This is a genomic window from Cupriavidus metallidurans CH34, from assembly GCF_000196015.1.
In the GTDB taxonomy this organism is placed as follows: Bacteria; Pseudomonadota; Gammaproteobacteria; order Burkholderiales; family Burkholderiaceae; genus Cupriavidus; species Cupriavidus metallidurans.
Window position 1 is genome coordinate 3,728,491 of the sequence record NC_007973.1, and the last position, 15,809, is coordinate 3,744,299.

Genomic DNA, 15,809 nt, shown 5'->3' on the forward strand with positions numbered 1-15,809 from the left:
CCTGCAAGGAACGAGGAAGAGAGGAGACACTCATGAGACGCCAGCGCAAAGCCAAGATCGTGGCCACACTGGGCCCGGCCAGCACGGACATCGCGGTCATCCGCCAACTGTTCGATGCCGGGGCCGACGTGTTCCGGCTGAACTTCAGCCACGGCACGCACGAGGACCACCGCGCGCGCTACGACGCCGTGCGTCAGGTGGAAGCCGAGACCGGCCGTCCGATCGCAATCCTGGCCGACCTGCAGGGCCCGAAACTGCGCATCGGCACGTTCGCGGCCGGCAAGGTGGCCGTGAGCGCCGGCGACACGTTCGTCCTCGACAGCGACCCGACGCCGGGCGATGCGAAGCGCGTCTACCTGCCCCACCCCGAGCTGTTCAAGGCCGCCAACGCGGGCCAGTCGCTGCTGATCGACGACGGCAAGGTACGCCTGAACATCGAATCGGTGGCTAGCGGCAGCATCACCACGCGCGTGGCCAACAACGGCACGCTGTCCGACCGCAAGGGTGTGAACGTGCCCGACGCGGTGATCCCGATCCCCGCGCTGACCGAAAAGGATCGCAAGGATCTGGCCTTCGCACTGGAGCTTGGCGCCGACTGGATCGCGCTGTCGTTCGTGCAGCGTCCGTCGGACATCCTCGAAGCGCGCGAACTGATCGGCACGCGTGCCGGCGTGCTGTCGAAGATCGAGAAGCCGGCCGCGTTGCAGCAGCTCGAGGAAATCGTACGGGTGTCGGATGCAGTGATGGTCGCGCGTGGTGACCTCGGCGTGGAACTGCCGCCCGAGCGCGTGCCGGGTGTGCAGAAGCGCATCCTGCGCATCTGCCGCCAGCTGGGCAAACCGATCGTGATCGCCACGCAGATGCTCGAATCGATGATCGACTCGCCGGTGCCGACGCGCGCCGAAGCGTCCGACGTGGCGAGTGCGATCTATGACGGCGCCGATGCCGTGATGCTGTCGGCCGAATCGGCCAATGGCCGTCATCCGGTGGCCGCTGTCTCGATCATGAATCGCATCATCACCGAGGTCGAGAACGATCCGCTCTACCGCAACATGATCGACGCCCAGCACGAGGCACCGCTCTCCACGCGCCAGGACGCGATCTGCGCGGCGCTGCGCGAGGTCACGCAGATCATCGGCGCGAAGGCCACGGTGACGTACACGTCGTCCGGCGCCACCGCGCTGCGCGCGGCACGTGAGCGGCCATGCGCGCCGATCGTCAGCATCACGCCGAACCTGGAGATCGCGCGTCGGCTGGCCATCACCTGGGGGGTGCATTCGACTGTCAGCCCGGACGTGCAGAGCGTCGACGAAATGGTCGAGGCCGCCGCGCGCGCCGCGCTGGTGGAAGGCTATGCCGCACCGGGCGACCAGATCACCATCGCGGCCGGGATGCCATTTGGCCAGGGCGGCACGACCAACCTGCTGCGCGTGGCAGAGGTGGGTACGGAAGTGGCCGGGCTGGACATCGGCAAGGTGCCGGCTGCCGAGGCGGTTTGATGCGCTGAATCGCTCCCCCATCCCGCTTACGTCACGTGGGAAAGGGGTCGGGGGAGCAGGCTGGCGATGCACATTGCCGGCTACGCAGGATTTCCCTTTGGCTACCAGGCTGACCCCCTGCTCGCCGGCCGCCCACGCCCTTATCAGCCCGCTTGTCGCCTGGTGCGCGGGCGGCTTCCCTTTTTCGAGGTAACGAATTCTGAACGGTGCGCTGGGCGTCAGGTGCCGTTGCTATACTCCACCGGCATCGGGCAGCCGAAGCGCGGCTGCCGCCATACATGACCCGACGGAGCCCACATGCGTCTCGATGACGAAGCCGAAAGCCAGAACGTAGAAGATCGCCGCGGCGGTGGCTACGGCGGAGGCGGAGGGTTCGGACTGCCGATCGGCGGCAAGTCGATCGGTATCGGCACGATCGTCATTGCGCTGGCCGCTTCATATTTCTTCGGCATCGACCCCTCGCTGATTTTCCAGGGGGCATCGGTCGTCCAGAACCAGCAGCAACAGGCGCCGCAGTCCCAGGCACATCGCCCGCCCGCCAACGACCAACTGACGGTTTTCACCCGCAAGGTGCTCGGCAATACCGAGCGCACGTGGGAACACATCTTCGAAACCGACCTGAACCGCCGTTACGCGCCACCGAAACTGGTGCTGTTCTCCGGCGCCACGCAAACCGCCTGCGGTACTGGCCAGTCCGCCATGGGTCCGTTCTATTGCCCGGGTGACCAGAAGGTCTATATCGACCTGTCCTTCTATGACGAACTGCGTCAGCGCTTCGGCGCCGGTGGTGATTTCGCGCAGGCATATGTGATCGCGCACGAGATCGGCCACCATGTGCAGAACCTGCTCGGCGTCTCGGAAAAGGTGGATGCGGCACGTCGCCGCATGAACGAGGCGCAGGCCAACCAGCTTTCGGTACGCATGGAATTGCAGGCCGATTGCCTGGCTGGCGTGTGGGCTGCCAACGCGCAGAAGCTGAACCAGCAGTTGCTGGAACCCGGCGATATCGAGCAAGGCCTGAAGGCTGCCGCCGCAATCGGCGACGACCGGCTGCAGCGTCAGGCACAGGGCTACGTGGTGCCTGAAGCCTTCACGCATGGCACGAGCGAGCAGCGTGTGCGCTGGCTGCGTCAGGGCCTGACGACCGGCGATATCCGCAAGTGCGACACATTTGCCGCGCGGCAACTCTAGATCACTTCGGGAAGGACTGCAGACACTGCCGAGGGGGAAAAATCACCTGCGCGACGGAGAGAGATGGAGGAGGTCGGTCGCGCAGGTGGGAGAGAAACTTTTGAGCTGGCGGCCACCGGAGTGGCCGCCACGGTCCATGAGGACCGGATGCGTCAGACGCTGTAGCCGTAGAGCTCGCCGCCGTTGCGCGAGTTGTCGAGCGACGAAGCGGAGATCTCGCCGCTGAATGCGTGGGCGCCTTCGCTGAAGCTATCGAACTTGCCCTGGCGGGTGCCTTCGCTATACGGGTCGAACTTGCTGGCGCGTTGTCCGTCGGTATAGAAGTCGTACTTGCCGATCTTCGCTCCGTCGGAATACACATCGAACTTGCCCACTCGGGCGGCGTCCGCATATACATCGAATTTGCCGGCCTTCTTGGTGGCGGCGGGAGCGGCTATCGCGGCCGAGGCGGCAAATGCAGCCAGCACGAGTGCGCCGCCAAGGATACGTTTGGCGTTCATCTGGGACTCCTTCAACTGATTCACAACTTTCTTATGGATACAGCTGACTTCTGCCCGGATACGCCATCTCTGTGGCGATCGAGCACGGACTGAAGGTTAGTGGCTCGTCGAACCAGGAGAAATACCGCTGCGACGAATGGTGCGTTGCACGCCGTGAAACGCTGAAGATGTGGATGAACGGAAGGGATTGCCTGACCGAACGGTGCTTACCGTTCGGTACTGCCAGGCGGCGCGGCTACCCGCGCGCGCCGCTTCGGGCGCACGGTGGGTAGCTGGCCGGGGGAAGGATCAAAGCGTGAACTGGCCGCTGGCCTCGGGCTGGAACGCGATCTCCACGATGGTCACGCGTTGCGCGCGGCCGTCGGGCAGGCGGTAGTCGACGGTGTCCCCAGAGCGGGCACCCAGCAGTGCCTGGCCAATTGGCGACAGCACCGATAACCGGCCAGTGGCCAGATCGGCATCGTCCGGGTACACCAGGGTCCAGTCACGCGGCTTGGCCTCGCCTTCGAGCGCACAAACCACACGTGAATTCATCGTCACGACATCCTTCGGGATCGCGTCGGGCGACACAATGGCCGCGCGCTCCAGTAGTGCATCCAGCATCTCGTCGAGTTCGGCGGTGCCGGCACGGCTGGCAATTCCCTCGAGGCGCGTGACGTCGAGTTCGGTCAGGTAAAGGGTTGCCGGGCGCGACGGCGCGGCGGTCGTGTTTTTGGTCTTGGCCATGGCAATGCCTCTCACGGAAGTGAAATCCAGAATCGATTGGCCGGCGCAACTTCACGCGCGCCGGACGGACACAGCTTGGTAATGCAGCGAATGCAGCAACTAATTCGGCAGCGGATCACGCGGCAACTGGCGAGGCCTGGTGCTGCGTGTGAATGCGGGGGTACGTGCTGGCTCGGGCCCGGTTCGGCGCCGGGCCTTCTGCTGGTTCAGGAAGGGGATCGGTTAGGCCGGGAACCGGGCAGGATCAAGCGGGGCGTTGATCCAGCGGCTGGCGTCGATGGGCGCCGGCATCACGCGCGCGCGCGCCGGTCGCTGGAAGCGAACCATGACGGAGACGGCGAGCAGTAGATGACGGGACATCGTGGGGAAATCTCTGAGTTACAGGTAAGTCACCGAAGCGACCAGCGGCCATCGTAGCACAGCCAGGCGGCAACGGTTCGATTCGAGGCGAGGGGGCGGAATGCCCCTGTTCCGGCTTGCCGCCCGCCTTGTTGCGAGATGTCGCGAGATCGGCGTGACGATGCCGTCCCGCTGCATCCCTAGTGTCGTGGGTGGCACTCGCAGGCCGCGCCCTCGGCTGCCTGCTGCAGGTTCTGCAGGATGCCGCACTCGCTGGCCGGATGCGGATTTGGGTTCTCGCAGGTATGGCGCAGCGTGCGCAACTGACCTTCCAGCGCTTCCAGCGAAACACGCTGGGCGTGGATCTGCTCGATCTGGCGGTCCAACAGCGTATTGATGTCGTCGCACGCGAGTGACGGATTGCGCTGGAAGTCGCGCAGCTTGCGCACGTCGGCCAGGCTCATGCCCAGCGAGCGGCAGTGGCGCACGAAGTTGAGCTGGACGAGGTGCCCGTCGCCATAGCGGCGATAGCCGTTGTCCTCGCGCTGCGGTGCGTCCAGCAGCCCTTCACGTTCGTAATAGCGGATGGTTTCGATGTCGCAGCCACTGTGGCGGGACAGTTCGCCGATACGCATGGTCAGTGCCTCCACGATGCCAGATCCCTGTAGTAATTACAGGGTTACCGGTGAAGTGTAGCCCAATCAGGCGGACCCTGCAGAGGCGGGGCCACGCGCTGCATCGCGCACATGCCATTGCGCCGGCGCCAGTTCGGCCACGATGGCTTCGATGCCCCGGTGGGGCTGCGCCGCACCGCACATGAAGATATCCACAGCCGCGAAACCATATTCCGGCCAGGTATGGATGCTGATGTGCGATTCCTTGAGCAGCAGCACGCCCGTGACACCGAGACCGGGGCCGAAATGCTGGAACCGCGCATCCACCGGCGTGGCGCCTGACACGCGGGCGGCATCGTAAAGCACGCGCTCGATCAGCACGGCATCGGTGAGCCGTGCGGCGGTCACGCCCTGCATGTCGAGCAGCAGGTGGCGGCCAAGAACCGGTGGGCAGGCAAGCGTCGGTGCATTCATGGCGATCGTCTCACCGGACTACTTGTGACCGGCGCCCGAAGACCAGCCGCCGCCCGAACCGCCGTATCCGCCGGAGCCACTCCAGCCGCGAGCCGACGACGATCCACCGGACGTACTGCCCGCCGACCCCAGCGTGTAGAACGTGACACCGAACAGCACGATCAATCCGTAGACAAGAAACAAAAAGCGCACAGCTCAGTCCCCTCCCCCGATATGCCCCGAAAACGCCTGCACGGTCCAGATCGGCAGCCAGAGCAGCACCGTGCCCAGCAGAAGCCCGGCCATGCCGGCACCGCCGAAGAACGAGATCGGCAGGTTCAGCAACCACATCGCGATAGCGATGCCCCACGCGACCTTGCGGCAGTACGCGAGGTCGCCGGTGGCTGGCGCGGCGGGACGCTTGCGCTCGGGTAGCGCCTTCGCCGCGGCGGCCAGCGCCTTGTTGCCCTTGAACCATTGCGCGACCTGGGTGCGCGACACCGTGGTGGACTGCGTCCAGACGATCTCGGTGTCGCTCGTCTCGCGCGTCAGTCGTCGCGCCGGCGGGCCGAACTCGGTCAGCCGCGTGGTATCGCCGGCCTGCACGCGCCAGTTGAACGTGCCGGCCGCATAGAGCACGCGGCTGACGTATTCGAACCCCTTGCGGTACTCGTTGCCGGCAAGCACGGCCACGCTCGACGACGCCATCGTGCCGGGCCAGACATCCAGCACGCGCACGCGGTCCCAGCCGGCGTCCTGCTCCACGAGCCACAGAAAGCCGGCCGATTCGTTGAACAGCAGGTACTCCATCCAGGTCGAGGTCTCGTCCTCGTCATCATCGGTGCACTGAAGCAGGCCGAGCACGGTGTATGGCTTGCCGTCGATTGTGCCGACCTCGCCCGGCGTCAGGCTGGTCTGCAGTGCCTCGATTTCGGCGTGCTTCTCCAGCACGATGGCTGTCGACGTGGTGCAATCGACTTCGCTATGGCAGCTTGGGCAAATGATGAAATTCGCCACGCCGGCGCGATAGGCGATCGGGCTGCCGCAGTTTGGGCAAGCCAGCGGAATCGCCTTGCCACGATAGCGGTCGGCGGTGCGGTCAATCTCGTCTGCGCTGCGCAGAAGCTGGCACTTGAGCTGGTCGAGCTCGACCATCTGGCCCGTGTAGACCGCGGGCGGGTAACCATCGGCGTAGTCGAGCGTCAGGAAGTTGCCCGCGTTGCGGAAGTCCGCGACCTGAGCGGTCCAGCCCGCGCCGACCTGGAACGGCAACTCGCCCTGCCCACCGGTGCAGCGCGCGGTGCGCACATCACCGGCTTCGTAACGATACTTGTTGAAGAACAGCGGCTCGCCGGGCTTCAGGCCTTCGAACTTCGGCAGCTTGCCGACCGACGCCTTCGCGGCGTCTTCGTCAGGCACCCTGCGCGTGAACATGTACTGGCCCGACGCATCGCCGAGCCAGCCGTCCGTGCCATCGTCGAACAGCACATACCATTCGCTCCAGAGGCCGGCGTCGTACCGCAACTGGAGACGGCCGACCAGCGTGAAGCCCTGCCCCTTGCCGTCATTCGGCCAGATGCCGCTGGTGCCGATCTGCAGCGGCGAGTAGTCCTCGAGCAACGCCGACATCTTGCCGATGTCGCGTACCTGATCGGCCTCGCGCAGCAAGGTGCTGTGGCAGTACTCGCAGACCGCCATGACCGCGGCGGACGACCGAAAGCGGACCTCCGCGCCGCAGCCCGGACAGTTGACCGTTTGCATGGAGCGGAATCAGCCGACGAGTTTCTTGAGAATTTCCGCCTTGGCCGTATCGAACTCCGCCTGCGAGATCAGGCTCTTGTCGAGCAGCTCCTTGAGCTTCTGCAGCCGCGCCGCCGGATCTTCGGCGGCGGGCGTTGCGGGAGCGACGGGCGCTGCAGCGGGTACACCCGCCACCCCGCCGACGAGTCCGCCAGCCATCGCCTGCCCCATGACTGCCCCGGCGGCCAGACCCGCGCCGAGCCCGGCGACACCGCCCTCGTTCTGCGCGGCAAGCGGGATCGAGCTGGCCACCTGGTACTGCGTGTACTTGGCCATGTCGCCCATCATCCCCATCGAGATGCGGGTGTCGATGGCCTTCTGCAGTTCCTCTGGCAAGGAGACATTGGTGACCGCGAAGTTATCGAGCGCTACGCCATAACGCTCGAACTCGGGCGCGAGCTTTTCGTGGATCGTCTGCGACATCAGCGTCTGGTTCGCCGCCATGTCCAGGAACGGTACCGACGACGCGCCAAGCGTGTTCGTCATCGTGGCGATCAGCAGGTTGCGCAGCTGCTCTTCCACTTCGTCGCGCGTGTACTCGGCGCGCGTGCCGCTGATCTCGGTGTAGAACTTCTGCGGATCGCTGATCTTGTACGAATACAGACCGAAGGCGCGCAGCCGCACCATGCCGAAGTCCGCATCGCGGATCGTGATCGGCTGCGCCGTGCCCCACTTGCGGCCAATCTGCAGGCGGGTGCTGAAGAAGTAGACGTCCGACTTGAACGGCGATTCGAACAGCTTGTCCCAGTTCTTCAGGTACGTCAGCACCGGCAGCGTCTGGGTGGTCAGCTTGTACATGCCGGGGCCGAACACGTCGGCGATCTTGCCTTCGTTGACGAAGACCGCCATCTGGGATTCACGCACGGTCAGGCTGCCACCGTACTGGATCTCCATGTCTTCCATCGGATAGCGCCACGCCAGCACGCCGTCCGTGTCCTCCGTCCACTGGAGGATGTCGATGAACTGCTTCCTGATGAACGACCCGATGCTCATGTCAGCTCCTTCTTCCCAAGGAATGATTCACGTCCTGGCCTCAGGACAGGCACGCGGCATTGAGCACGCCGACCGAGACCGACATCGTGCCCATCAGCCCGCCCATGGCCATATTGTTAGATTCGATGGCCGCATCCATATCCGGCAAAGCGCGCGCCAGCGCCGCGTAGACCACTGCCTGCACCACCATCGCCACCAGCGACCACACCAGGAACATCAGAAATGTGTCGTTGTGCTGGAGACTCGACGACAGCGTGAAGCAGAAACCGAGCGTGCTGCCGCCCAGAGAGAGCGCGGCAGCCACATTGCCCTGGCGGATCAGCGCGAACTCGTTGAAGGGCGTGATCCTGGTGTAGACTCCGACGAACACGACCAGCAGCACAAGGCTGGCCAGCAGATGCTCGGCGTAGGCGTAGATGGGTAGCATGGTTCGGGTACGCGGCCTGTCGATGGAGTTGTGGAAATATCCGGTCCTGCGCGATGCGCTTGCCGTGCGGCGATGCCAGCGGCAAACTACGCGGCAAAGTATAGCCGCAGTCCTATTCCTTCCAATATCAATTTGTGACACGCCGGAACGCCAGCCGCGCTCCGGGCGATCTCCTGTTGCTCACCTGTTGCGACCGCCGCCCCATGCGCGACCGTACCCTAGTCCTTTCGGTGTTGATCGTAGCCTCCTGCGGGCTTGGCTACGAACTGATTGCCGGCGCCCTGTCGAGCTATCTGCTCGGCGATTCGATCCTCCAGTTCTCCTCGATCATCGGCTGCTACCTGTTTGCGATGGGTGTCGGCTCGTGGCTCTCGCGCTACGTGAAGGACGAGGACGTCCTGACCCGCTTCATCGACATCGAGATCCTTGTCGGCCTGCTCGGTGGCATCTCGGCGGCGCTGCTGTTCGTGGTATTCGCCTGGCTCTCCGCGCCATTCCGCACCGCGCTGTATGCGCTGGTGTTCGTGATCGGGATGCTGGTCGGCATGGAGATTCCGCTGGTCATGCGCATCCTCAATGCGCGGCGTGCCCAGTTCAGCGATCTGGTGAGCCGCGTGCTCACGTTCGACTATCTCGGCGCGCTGGCAGTGTCGCTGGTATTCCCGCTGGTGCTCGCGCCACGGCTCGGGCTGTCGCGCACGGGATTCCTGTTCGGCATGCTCAACGTCGCGGTGGCGCTGTTCACACTGCGCATCTTCCGCGACGAGGTGTCGCGCACGACGTTGCGCACGCTGCGCGCAGGCATGGTGCTGGCGGTGCTGACAGTCGGCTTCGCCGGTTCGAACTATCTGACGCACTGGGCCGAGCGCGGCCTGTTCGGCGACGAGATCATCCATAGCGAAACCACCCCGTACCAGCGGCTGGTCATCACGCGCTGGAAGGACGATCTCCGCCTCTACATCAACGGCAATCTGCAGTTTTCCTCGCGCGACGAACACCGCTATCACGAAGCGCTAGTGCACCCGGTGCTGCAGGCGCTGCCGTGGGCGCGTCGCGTGCTGGTAATCGGTGGCGGCGATGGGCTGGCGCTGCGCGAGATTCTCAAGTACCGCAATATCGAGCACGTCACGCTGGTCGACCTGGACCCGGCGATGACCACGCTATTCTCGCGCAGCGAACCGCTACGGGCACTGAACCACGGCTCGCTGACCGACCAGCGCGTGACAGTGGTCAACGCCGATGCCGCGCAATGGCTCGAGCAGAACCAGGACAGCTTCGACGCGATCATCGTCGACCTGCCTGACCCGTCCAATTTCGGGCTCGGCAAGCTGTATTCCGTGCCGATGTACCGGCTGATGTCGCGCCATCTGGCCGAGAAGGGCTACGCGGTGGTGCAGTCGACATCGCCCTACTACGCACCGCGCTCGTTCTGGGACATCGACGCCACGCTGCGTGAAGCCGGGCTGCATACGTGGCCGTACCATACCTACGTGCCGTCGTTCGGCGAGTGGGGCTACATCCTGGTCGGCAAGCGCAACGACTACACGCCGCCGACGCGCTACGACGTGCCGATGAAGTTTCTCGACGGGGATACGACTGCGCTGATGTTCCGTTTTCCCGCCGACATGGCGCCGCGCCAGGGCGAGCCGAACCGGCTCAATGAACAAACTCTCGTGCACGACTTCGAGCGTGACTGGCGCAATGTCATCCGCTAAGTCATCCGCCAAGTCATCCGCCAAGTCATCCGCCAAGTCATCCGCAAGTTCGCTTGCCGGAGCGGCTGCTCCAGTACGCCGATGGACCGCCGCCGCTTCCTGATCGCCGCCGCGGGTACCGCGCTGGCCGGCTGTAGCCGCATCGGCGACGAGGCCGACAGCTTCCTGCGCGGCCTGGCCCTGCGCGAACCCACGCCGGTGGTCCTGCGCCCCGGCATGGCGGAGGGGCACGCGCTGCGTGACCAGCGCGGCTGGCCCGAGCCGGGCGGCGAACTGCGCACCGATGTGGCGATCCTGGGTAGCGGCCCGGGCGGGTTGTCGGCCGCATGGCAACTGTCGCGCGCCGGTCATCGCGACTTCATCATGCTCGACGGCCCCGAGTTCGGCGGCAATGCGGCCGGCGGCCAGTTCGGCGAGATCGGTTTCCCGCGCGGCGCGCATTACCTGCCATTGCCTTCGGCGCAATCGACCCACGTGCGCGAGATGCTGGCCGACGTCGGCGTGATTGAGCGCGATCCATTCGATGCGCGCCCACGCTTCGACGAACATGCGTTGGTGCATGCGCCGGACGAGCGGCTGTTCTTCGACGGGAAATGGCAGGACGGCCTGCTGCCCGATCATGACGATCACGATGCGCAGCACACACGCTTCCTCACCCGCATGGATGCGCTGCGCCACGCCACCGGCAGCGATGGCCGCAAGGCATTTGCGATTCCGATCGCCGAATCTTCGCGTGACCCGGCATGGACGGCGCTCGATCGCCAGACCTTCCGGCAATGGCTGAAAGCCGAAGGCTTTACCGCACCGACGCTGCACTGGTACGCCGATTACTGCTGCCGTGACGACTATGGCGCGGGGGCTGATGCCGTTTCCGCGTGGGCGGGCCTGCACTACTTCGCCAGCCGTGGCGGCCATGCCAGCAATGCCGCCGATGGCGCGGTGCTGACATGGCCGGACGGATTGCACGGTATGGTGACGCGGCTGACATCGAAGATCGATGCGCGGATGAATGCCGGCCAGCCATGGCGGCGCGCGGGCATGGCGGTGCGTATCGACGAAACGTCTGATGGCGTCAGCGTGCTGTGCGCGCACTGGCCCGATGGTGTTACACGGCCGCCCGCGCTTTTTCGCATTCGGGCGCGGCGCGTTATCTGCGCGATGCCGCTGCATGTCGCCGCCCACGTTTTGCCGCTGAAGCCGCTCGGCTTCGACCCGGCGCAACATCTGCAATATCACGCGCCCTGGCTGGTTTCGTCGTTCCACCTGCGGGGGTTTCCGCAGGAGGCCGCCGGGGTGCCGCTGGCGTGGGACAACGTCGTGCATGGCTCGCGCGGCCTCGGCTACGTCGTGGCCACGCACCAGTGGATCCGCCAGGCACGTCCGGCGCACACCGCGTTCACGGCCTACTGTCCGCTCGACGCCGAATCCGGTGCGCCTGCCGGGGGATCGCCAGATGCCGTCAGGCGATGGCTGGCGGATGCCGACCCGGCCGCGCTGATGGACCTGGCCGTGTCCGATCTTCGCGCGGTCTATGGCCGCGAATTCTGGCGCCATGCGGACGCCGTCGAGATCACGGCACGCGGCCACGCGATGGCCACGCCGGTGCCGGGCTTTCTGGGCAACGCGGGCATCCGTGCGTTGCGTGAGACCGACGGCCGCATCCTGTTTGCCCACGCCGACCTGAGCGGACTCTCCGTGTTCGAGGAAGCGGCATGGTGGGGCACACGCGCCGCGCTGAGAATCGTCGGATAGTGACGCCGGGGTGGGGACGACCGTCTGCGCCGGCCCCTGCCATCCTGTAGAATCGACGCCAGTCTTTTTGTCTTTTGCGTCACCCGCGCCCCGACTCCTCGTGCAACCGTTCCGGTTACTGCTGATGATTGTGCTGCTTGCCTTCCTGCCGTTGCAGGCATGGGCAGGTCTCGGCACGTCCGCGGCAGGCGTCGGCATGGTGCAGGTGCCTCAGACGGCCGATGTCTCCGACGTCGCTCGGGCCACGCTCGCCGTGGCGACCGATGCTTCCGCTATCGCCGATGTTGGCGATCCCGGTGATATGCCGGCGCCCACGACTCAAGAGTCCTCCCACCCTGCCGATAATGCGGAACCGTCGTCACCGGGCGCGGATTTCGCCGAGCAGTTGTTGCCCGCGCCGCTTCCGCGCATGGCAACCGCAACCGGCCGTGGCGCGGTGCCGCAGTACGCCCGCATCGCCCTGCCGGACCCCGACCTGCCTCTGCTGCCGCGCCCGCCGCGCGGCTGATCCCGCTTTCGCGCGAAGGTTGCTTCGCGCGCACCTTTATCGCGCAGTTCGCATCCAGCGGGCCGCGCGCTTGCGGCCCGTCCGCGTTCTTCCTAGTCTCGCCCCACATCCATGAAACGTATCTTTCTGTTCCTGGCGACCAACCTCGCCGTCATGCTTGTCCTCAGTGTCACGGCCAGCCTGCTGGGCGTGAATCGCTTCCTGACCTCGAACGGCCTCAACCTCGGAATGTTGCTGGCATTCGCGGCGTTGATGGGCTTCGGTGGCTCGTTCATCTCGTTGCTGATGTCCAAGACCATCGCCAAGTGGTCGACCGGCGCCCAGGTCATCACCCACCCGAGCACCAGCACGGAGCTCTGGCTCGTGCAGACCGTCGAGAAGCTGGCCACGCGCGCCGGCCTGCCGATGCCAGAGGTGGCGATCTACGATGGCGAGCCCAACGCATTCGCTACCGGCGCGTCGAAGAGCAGCTCGCTGGTGGCTGTGTCCACGGGCCTGCTGCAGTCGATGTCGCACGACGAGGTCGAGGCCGTGCTCGCGCACGAAGTGGCCCACATCGCCAATGGCGACATGGTCACGCTGACGTTGATTCAAGGCGTGGTGAACACGTTCGTGATCTTCATGGCACGCGTGGTCGGCTACTTCGTCGATTCGTGGCTGCGCCGCAATGACGAGGAGTCGAGCGGCCCCGGTATCGGCTACATGGTCACCGTGGTGGTCTGCGAGATCGTCTTCGGCATCCTGGCCAGCGTCATCGTCGCCACGTTCTCGCGTCATCGCGAATATCGTGCCGACGCCGGCGCGGCGAAGCTGCTCGGCACGCCGAGCCCGATGGTGGCGGCATTGCGCCGCCTGGGTGGTCTGGACGCCGACGGCCTGCCGCAGAACATGCAGGCGATGGGTATCTCGGGCGGCAAGTCGTGGCTGGCGCTGTTTGCAAGCCACCCGCCGATCGAATCGCGCATCGCGGCCCTGCAAGGCACCCGCTAAGCCCCGCAGAGCGCTGGTGGCTACGCAGCCGCCAGCGCCACTGCCTGCCCTTCCCCGCGGAATGCCGCCCGGTATCGCTCGGGCGTCGTCTGCACATGGCGCTGGAATGCCTGACGCATGACATCGGCATTACCGAATCCGGTGACATGCGCGATGGCTTCCAGCCGCCGATCGCCCCCTTCCAGCAGACGCCGCACCGCTTCCACGCGAAGCCGCTCGACATAGCGCGCTGGCGTGTCTCCCACCTGCTTCACGAAGACCCGCGCAAAATTGCGCGGACTCATCGCCACCTGCTCCGCCAGCACGCCGACCGACAGGTCCCGGCCGAGGTTATCGGCAATCCATGTCTGCAACGCTCGCAGTTCAGGGCTTTGCGCCGCTTGCGCCCGCAGCACCGTCGAAAACTGCGCCTGATTGCCCGGACGCCGGAGGAACAGCACCAGATCCCGCGCGACGTCCAGCGACACCGTGTGGCCCAGGTCTTCCTCGACCAGTGCGAGCGACAGGTCCATGCCAGCCGAGACGCCGGCCGAGGTATAAAAGCGACCCGCGCGAATCCAGATCGGATCGGCATCGACGTCCAGTTCCGGGTGCCGATGGGCCAGCCGCTCGGCATGACGCCAGTGAGTGGTCACGCGCTGCGCGTCGAGCAGCCCCGTACCGGCCAGCACGAACGCCCCGGTGCAAACCGCGCCCATCCGCCGCACCTGCGTCGCCTGCGTGCGTAGCCAGCCGATCAGCTGCTCGTCCTCGGCGGCCCGTGCATGGCCCGAGCCGCCCGAGATCAGCAGCGTGTCGATCGGTCTGCCCACCTGCTCGACGATGCGGTGGTACGGCGCGTCCGCCAATATGCGCAGACCGCTCTCCGTACGCACGATGGCATCGTCGCTGACGCTGACCACGTGCAGGTCGTAGGGCGGCGACTCACGGCCGCACAGCTTGTTGGCGGCACCGAACACGGCGGTCGGCCCGGTGACGTCGAGTTCCTGCGCAGGATCGGGCGCGACGATGACGACAACGCGCGGCGGTTCGGGGGCTGGGTGCATGGCTGGGCAAGTGATTGGGCGCGGATGCGCCGATCATACGCCCGCCGCCGACGGCGCCAGCCGCTCCTGACGCTGCCACGCCAGCGTCACGGCAAGAGCCACCGCCAATGCCGGCAGCACCGCCAGGTTCACGCCCTGCCAACCCCACTGGTTCAACACCTGCCCCGCCGCCAGTGTGGCCAGCGCGGTCAGCGCGGCTGCGGAAAACTCGCTGGCCGCCTGCGTCCGTGCCCGCTCCGCCGGGCGGTAGCTGCTGGTCAGCAGCGTCGTGCCGCCGACGAACATGAAGTTCCACCCCACGCCCAGACAAAGCAGGGCGAGATAGAAGGCCGGCAGCGTGGTCGAGCACAGCGCGACGATGGCCGCGAGCGCCGACAACGCGATGCCGCTCACCAGCATCACCGGATTGCCGAAGCGCTGCAGCAGCCAGCCGGAGAAGAACGATGGCGCATACATGCCGACCAGGTGCCATTCGATGATCTGGGCGCCCTGCTTGATCGTGTGCTGGCACGCCACGGCCGCGATCGGCGTGGCCGTCATCATGAACATCATCACGGCGTTGCCGATACCGTTGTTCGCAAACGATGCCAGGAACACAGGCTGGCGAAAGATCTCGCCGAGCGGCCGGGCCGGAAGGTTATCCACAGCCGCCGCAGCGTGCGCCGTTGCCGGTGGTTCCCGATAGGCCAGCGCCAGCACGGCCACGGATAGCGCGCCGAACACGGCAACTACCGCGTAGGAGCCGGCAAACGGCAGCGGCTGCATCATGTCAGCGCTCCAGGCCGCGATCGCGGGGCCACACACCGCCGCCACTACCCCACCGGTCAGCACGGCCGATATCGCACGCGGCTTCTCGGCAAGCGGCGCGGCATCGGCAGCGGCCAGGCGATAGAAGCGCGCGAATGCCTGGAACACTCCGACCAGCGCCGTACCGAGACAAAACAACACGAAGTCGTGCCGCCAGATCGCCAGCACCGAAACCAGACCACCGGCCATGCAGGCCAGTCCGCCGAGGCAGAACGCCGGGCGTCGGCCAAGTCGCTCGATCAGGAAAGCCGCGGCGATGGCGGTCAGCGCCGATGCCACGGTAATCAGCGCGAATGGCAGCGTGGCCAGCGCCTTGTTCGGCGCGAGGGTGTAGCCGACCAGCCCCGTCAGCGTCAGGTCGACGGACAGCGCCGAGGTATAGAGTGCCTGGCACAGCGCCAACACGCGCGCCTGCCGCAATGCGTGGGAAGCCATCGCGTCTCCGATGT

General features: G+C 65.8%; 17 protein-coding genes. 6 read left to right on the plus strand and 11 right to left on the minus strand.

Annotation, left to right across the window (positions count from 1 at the left end; all coding sequences use genetic code 11):
• Positions 1 to 32 precede the first annotated feature (32 nt).
• Together pyk and ypfJ are read left to right on the plus strand one after the other, a co-directional pair.
• On the plus strand, positions 33 to 1,499 hold the full coding sequence (gene pyk / locus RMET_RS17345; protein ID WP_008646154.1) for a pyruvate kinase: 1,467 nt from the start codon (positions 33 to 35) through the stop codon (positions 1,497 to 1,499).
• A 297-nt stretch (positions 1,500 to 1,796) separates the two neighbouring features.
• A complete protein-coding gene (gene ypfJ / locus RMET_RS17350) occupies positions 1,797 to 2,690 on the plus strand; it encodes a KPN_02809 family neutral zinc metallopeptidase (RefSeq protein ID WP_011517883.1) in 894 nt (297 codons plus the stop codon).
• Positions 2,691 to 2,842: 152 nt separating this feature from the next.
• Here the strand turns inward: ypfJ and RMET_RS17355 are convergent, their stop codons facing one another.
• From RMET_RS17355 to RMET_RS17385, 9 genes are all read right to left on the minus strand, one after another.
• Positions 2,843 to 3,190 (minus strand): hypothetical protein, encoded by a 348-nt coding sequence (locus RMET_RS17355; RefSeq protein ID WP_008646158.1) that lies wholly within the window; start codon positions 3,188 to 3,190, stop codon positions 2,843 to 2,845.
• A 288-nt stretch (positions 3,191 to 3,478) separates the two neighbouring features.
• Entirely contained in the window at positions 3,479 to 3,916 is a 438-nt protein-coding gene (gene rnk, locus RMET_RS17360; protein WP_011517885.1) for a nucleoside diphosphate kinase regulator, read from the minus strand.
• Between the two features lie 222 nt (positions 3,917 to 4,138).
• Positions 4,139 to 4,276 (minus strand): hypothetical protein, encoded by a 138-nt coding sequence (locus RMET_RS33990; RefSeq protein ID WP_008646160.1) that lies wholly within the window; start codon positions 4,274 to 4,276, stop codon positions 4,139 to 4,141.
• A 179-nt stretch (positions 4,277 to 4,455) separates the two neighbouring features.
• Positions 4,456 to 4,890: a Cd(II)/Pb(II)-responsive transcriptional regulator gene (locus RMET_RS17365; RefSeq protein WP_008646161.1), complete on the minus strand. Its 435-nt coding sequence runs from the start codon at positions 4,888 to 4,890 to the stop codon at positions 4,456 to 4,458.
• Between the two features lie 66 nt (positions 4,891 to 4,956).
• On the minus strand, positions 4,957 to 5,343 hold the full coding sequence (gene speD / locus RMET_RS17370; RefSeq protein WP_011517887.1) for an adenosylmethionine decarboxylase: 387 nt from the start codon (positions 5,341 to 5,343) through the stop codon (positions 4,957 to 4,959).
• A gap of 18 nt (positions 5,344 to 5,361) precedes the next feature.
• Positions 5,362 to 5,535 carry a hypothetical protein gene (locus tag RMET_RS33995; protein WP_017513169.1) on the minus strand — a complete coding sequence of 58 codons (174 nt, stop codon included), beginning with the start codon at positions 5,533 to 5,535 and terminating at the stop codon, positions 5,362 to 5,364.
• Positions 5,536 to 5,538: 3 nt separating this feature from the next.
• Positions 5,539 to 7,083: a DUF4178 domain-containing protein gene (locus RMET_RS17375; RefSeq protein ID WP_011517888.1), complete on the minus strand. Its 1,545-nt coding sequence runs from the start codon at positions 7,081 to 7,083 to the stop codon at positions 5,539 to 5,541.
• Positions 7,084 to 7,092: 9 nt separating this feature from the next.
• The gene (locus RMET_RS17380) at positions 7,093 to 8,115 is read right to left on the minus strand and encodes an SPFH domain-containing protein (protein WP_011517889.1); all 1,023 of its coding nucleotides are present in this window, start codon (positions 8,113 to 8,115) and stop codon (positions 7,093 to 7,095) included.
• Positions 8,116 to 8,155: 40 nt separating this feature from the next.
• Entirely contained in the window at positions 8,156 to 8,542 is a 387-nt protein-coding gene (locus tag RMET_RS17385; protein ID WP_011517890.1) for a DUF350 domain-containing protein, read from the minus strand.
• Between the two features lie 203 nt (positions 8,543 to 8,745).
• Here RMET_RS17385 and RMET_RS17390 point away from each other — a divergent pair, with 203 nt between their 5' ends.
• The 4 genes from RMET_RS17390 (at position 8,746) to htpX (ending at position 13,507) form a co-directional block, all read left to right on the plus strand.
• Positions 8,746 to 10,257: a polyamine aminopropyltransferase gene (locus tag RMET_RS17390; protein ID WP_011517891.1), complete on the plus strand. Its 1,512-nt coding sequence runs from the start codon at positions 8,746 to 8,748 to the stop codon at positions 10,255 to 10,257.
• Positions 10,258 to 10,338: 81 nt separating this feature from the next.
• Entirely contained in the window at positions 10,339 to 12,009 is a 1,671-nt protein-coding gene (locus tag RMET_RS17395; RefSeq protein ID WP_011517892.1) for an FAD-dependent oxidoreductase, read from the plus strand.
• A gap of 124 nt (positions 12,010 to 12,133) precedes the next feature.
• On the plus strand, positions 12,134 to 12,517 hold the full coding sequence (locus RMET_RS17400; RefSeq protein ID WP_029306873.1) for a hypothetical protein: 384 nt from the start codon (positions 12,134 to 12,136) through the stop codon (positions 12,515 to 12,517).
• 111 nt (positions 12,518 to 12,628) lie between these two features.
• Positions 12,629 to 13,507, plus strand: a complete 879-nt coding sequence (htpX, locus tag RMET_RS17405) for a protease HtpX (RefSeq protein ID WP_011517894.1) — start codon at positions 12,629 to 12,631, stop codon at positions 13,505 to 13,507.
• A 20-nt stretch (positions 13,508 to 13,527) separates the two neighbouring features.
• On the opposite strand, the gene RMET_RS17410 is transcribed toward htpX, so the two are convergent.
• Both RMET_RS17410 and RMET_RS17415 read right to left on the minus strand, forming a co-directional pair.
• Positions 13,528 to 14,553: a GlxA family transcriptional regulator gene (locus RMET_RS17410; protein ID WP_011517895.1), complete on the minus strand. Its 1,026-nt coding sequence runs from the start codon at positions 14,551 to 14,553 to the stop codon at positions 13,528 to 13,530.
• Between the two features lie 33 nt (positions 14,554 to 14,586).
• Positions 14,587 to 15,795, minus strand: a complete 1,209-nt coding sequence (locus RMET_RS17415) for an MFS transporter (RefSeq protein ID WP_011517896.1) — start codon at positions 15,793 to 15,795, stop codon at positions 14,587 to 14,589.
• Positions 15,796 to 15,809: the final 14 nt, after the last annotated feature.

What these genes read in the sequence shown, in the direction of transcription:
- htpX (WP_011517894.1), top strand. Translation starts at nt 12,629, where the DNA reads ATGAAACGTATCTTTCTGTTCCTGGCGACCAACCTCGCCGTCATGCTT.
- speD (WP_011517887.1), bottom strand. Translation starts at nt 5,343, where the DNA reads ATGAATGCACCGACGCTTGCCTGCCCACCGGTTCTTGGCCGCCACCTG.
- RMET_RS17395 (WP_011517892.1), top strand. Translation starts at nt 10,339, where the DNA reads ATGGACCGCCGCCGCTTCCTGATCGCCGCCGCGGGTACCGCGCTGGCC.
- pyk (WP_008646154.1), top strand. Translation starts at nt 33, where the DNA reads ATGAGACGCCAGCGCAAAGCCAAGATCGTGGCCACACTGGGCCCGGCC.
- RMET_RS17385 (WP_011517890.1), bottom strand. Translation starts at nt 8,542, where the DNA reads ATGCTACCCATCTACGCCTACGCCGAGCATCTGCTGGCCAGCCTTGTG.
- RMET_RS17365 (WP_008646161.1), bottom strand. Translation starts at nt 4,890, where the DNA reads ATGCGTATCGGCGAACTGTCCCGCCACAGTGGCTGCGACATCGAAACC.
- RMET_RS17380 (WP_011517889.1), bottom strand. Translation starts at nt 8,115, where the DNA reads ATGAGCATCGGGTCGTTCATCAGGAAGCAGTTCATCGACATCCTCCAG.
- RMET_RS17375 (WP_011517888.1), bottom strand. Translation starts at nt 7,083, where the DNA reads ATGCAAACGGTCAACTGTCCGGGCTGCGGCGCGGAGGTCCGCTTTCGG.
- RMET_RS33990 (WP_008646160.1), bottom strand. Translation starts at nt 4,276, where the DNA reads ATGTCCCGTCATCTACTGCTCGCCGTCTCCGTCATGGTTCGCTTCCAG.
- RMET_RS17415 (WP_011517896.1), bottom strand. Translation starts at nt 15,795, where the DNA reads ATGGCTTCCCACGCATTGCGGCAGGCGCGCGTGTTGGCGCTGTGCCAG.
- RMET_RS17390 (WP_011517891.1), top strand. Translation starts at nt 8,746, where the DNA reads ATGCGCGACCGTACCCTAGTCCTTTCGGTGTTGATCGTAGCCTCCTGC.
- rnk (WP_011517885.1), bottom strand. Translation starts at nt 3,916, where the DNA reads ATGGCCAAGACCAAAAACACGACCGCCGCGCCGTCGCGCCCGGCAACC.
- RMET_RS17355 (WP_008646158.1), bottom strand. Translation starts at nt 3,190, where the DNA reads ATGAACGCCAAACGTATCCTTGGCGGCGCACTCGTGCTGGCTGCATTT.
- RMET_RS17410 (WP_011517895.1), bottom strand. Translation starts at nt 14,553, where the DNA reads ATGCACCCAGCCCCCGAACCGCCGCGCGTTGTCGTCATCGTCGCGCCC.
- RMET_RS17400 (WP_029306873.1), top strand. Translation starts at nt 12,134, where the DNA reads ATGATTGTGCTGCTTGCCTTCCTGCCGTTGCAGGCATGGGCAGGTCTC.
- ypfJ (WP_011517883.1), top strand. Translation starts at nt 1,797, where the DNA reads ATGCGTCTCGATGACGAAGCCGAAAGCCAGAACGTAGAAGATCGCCGC.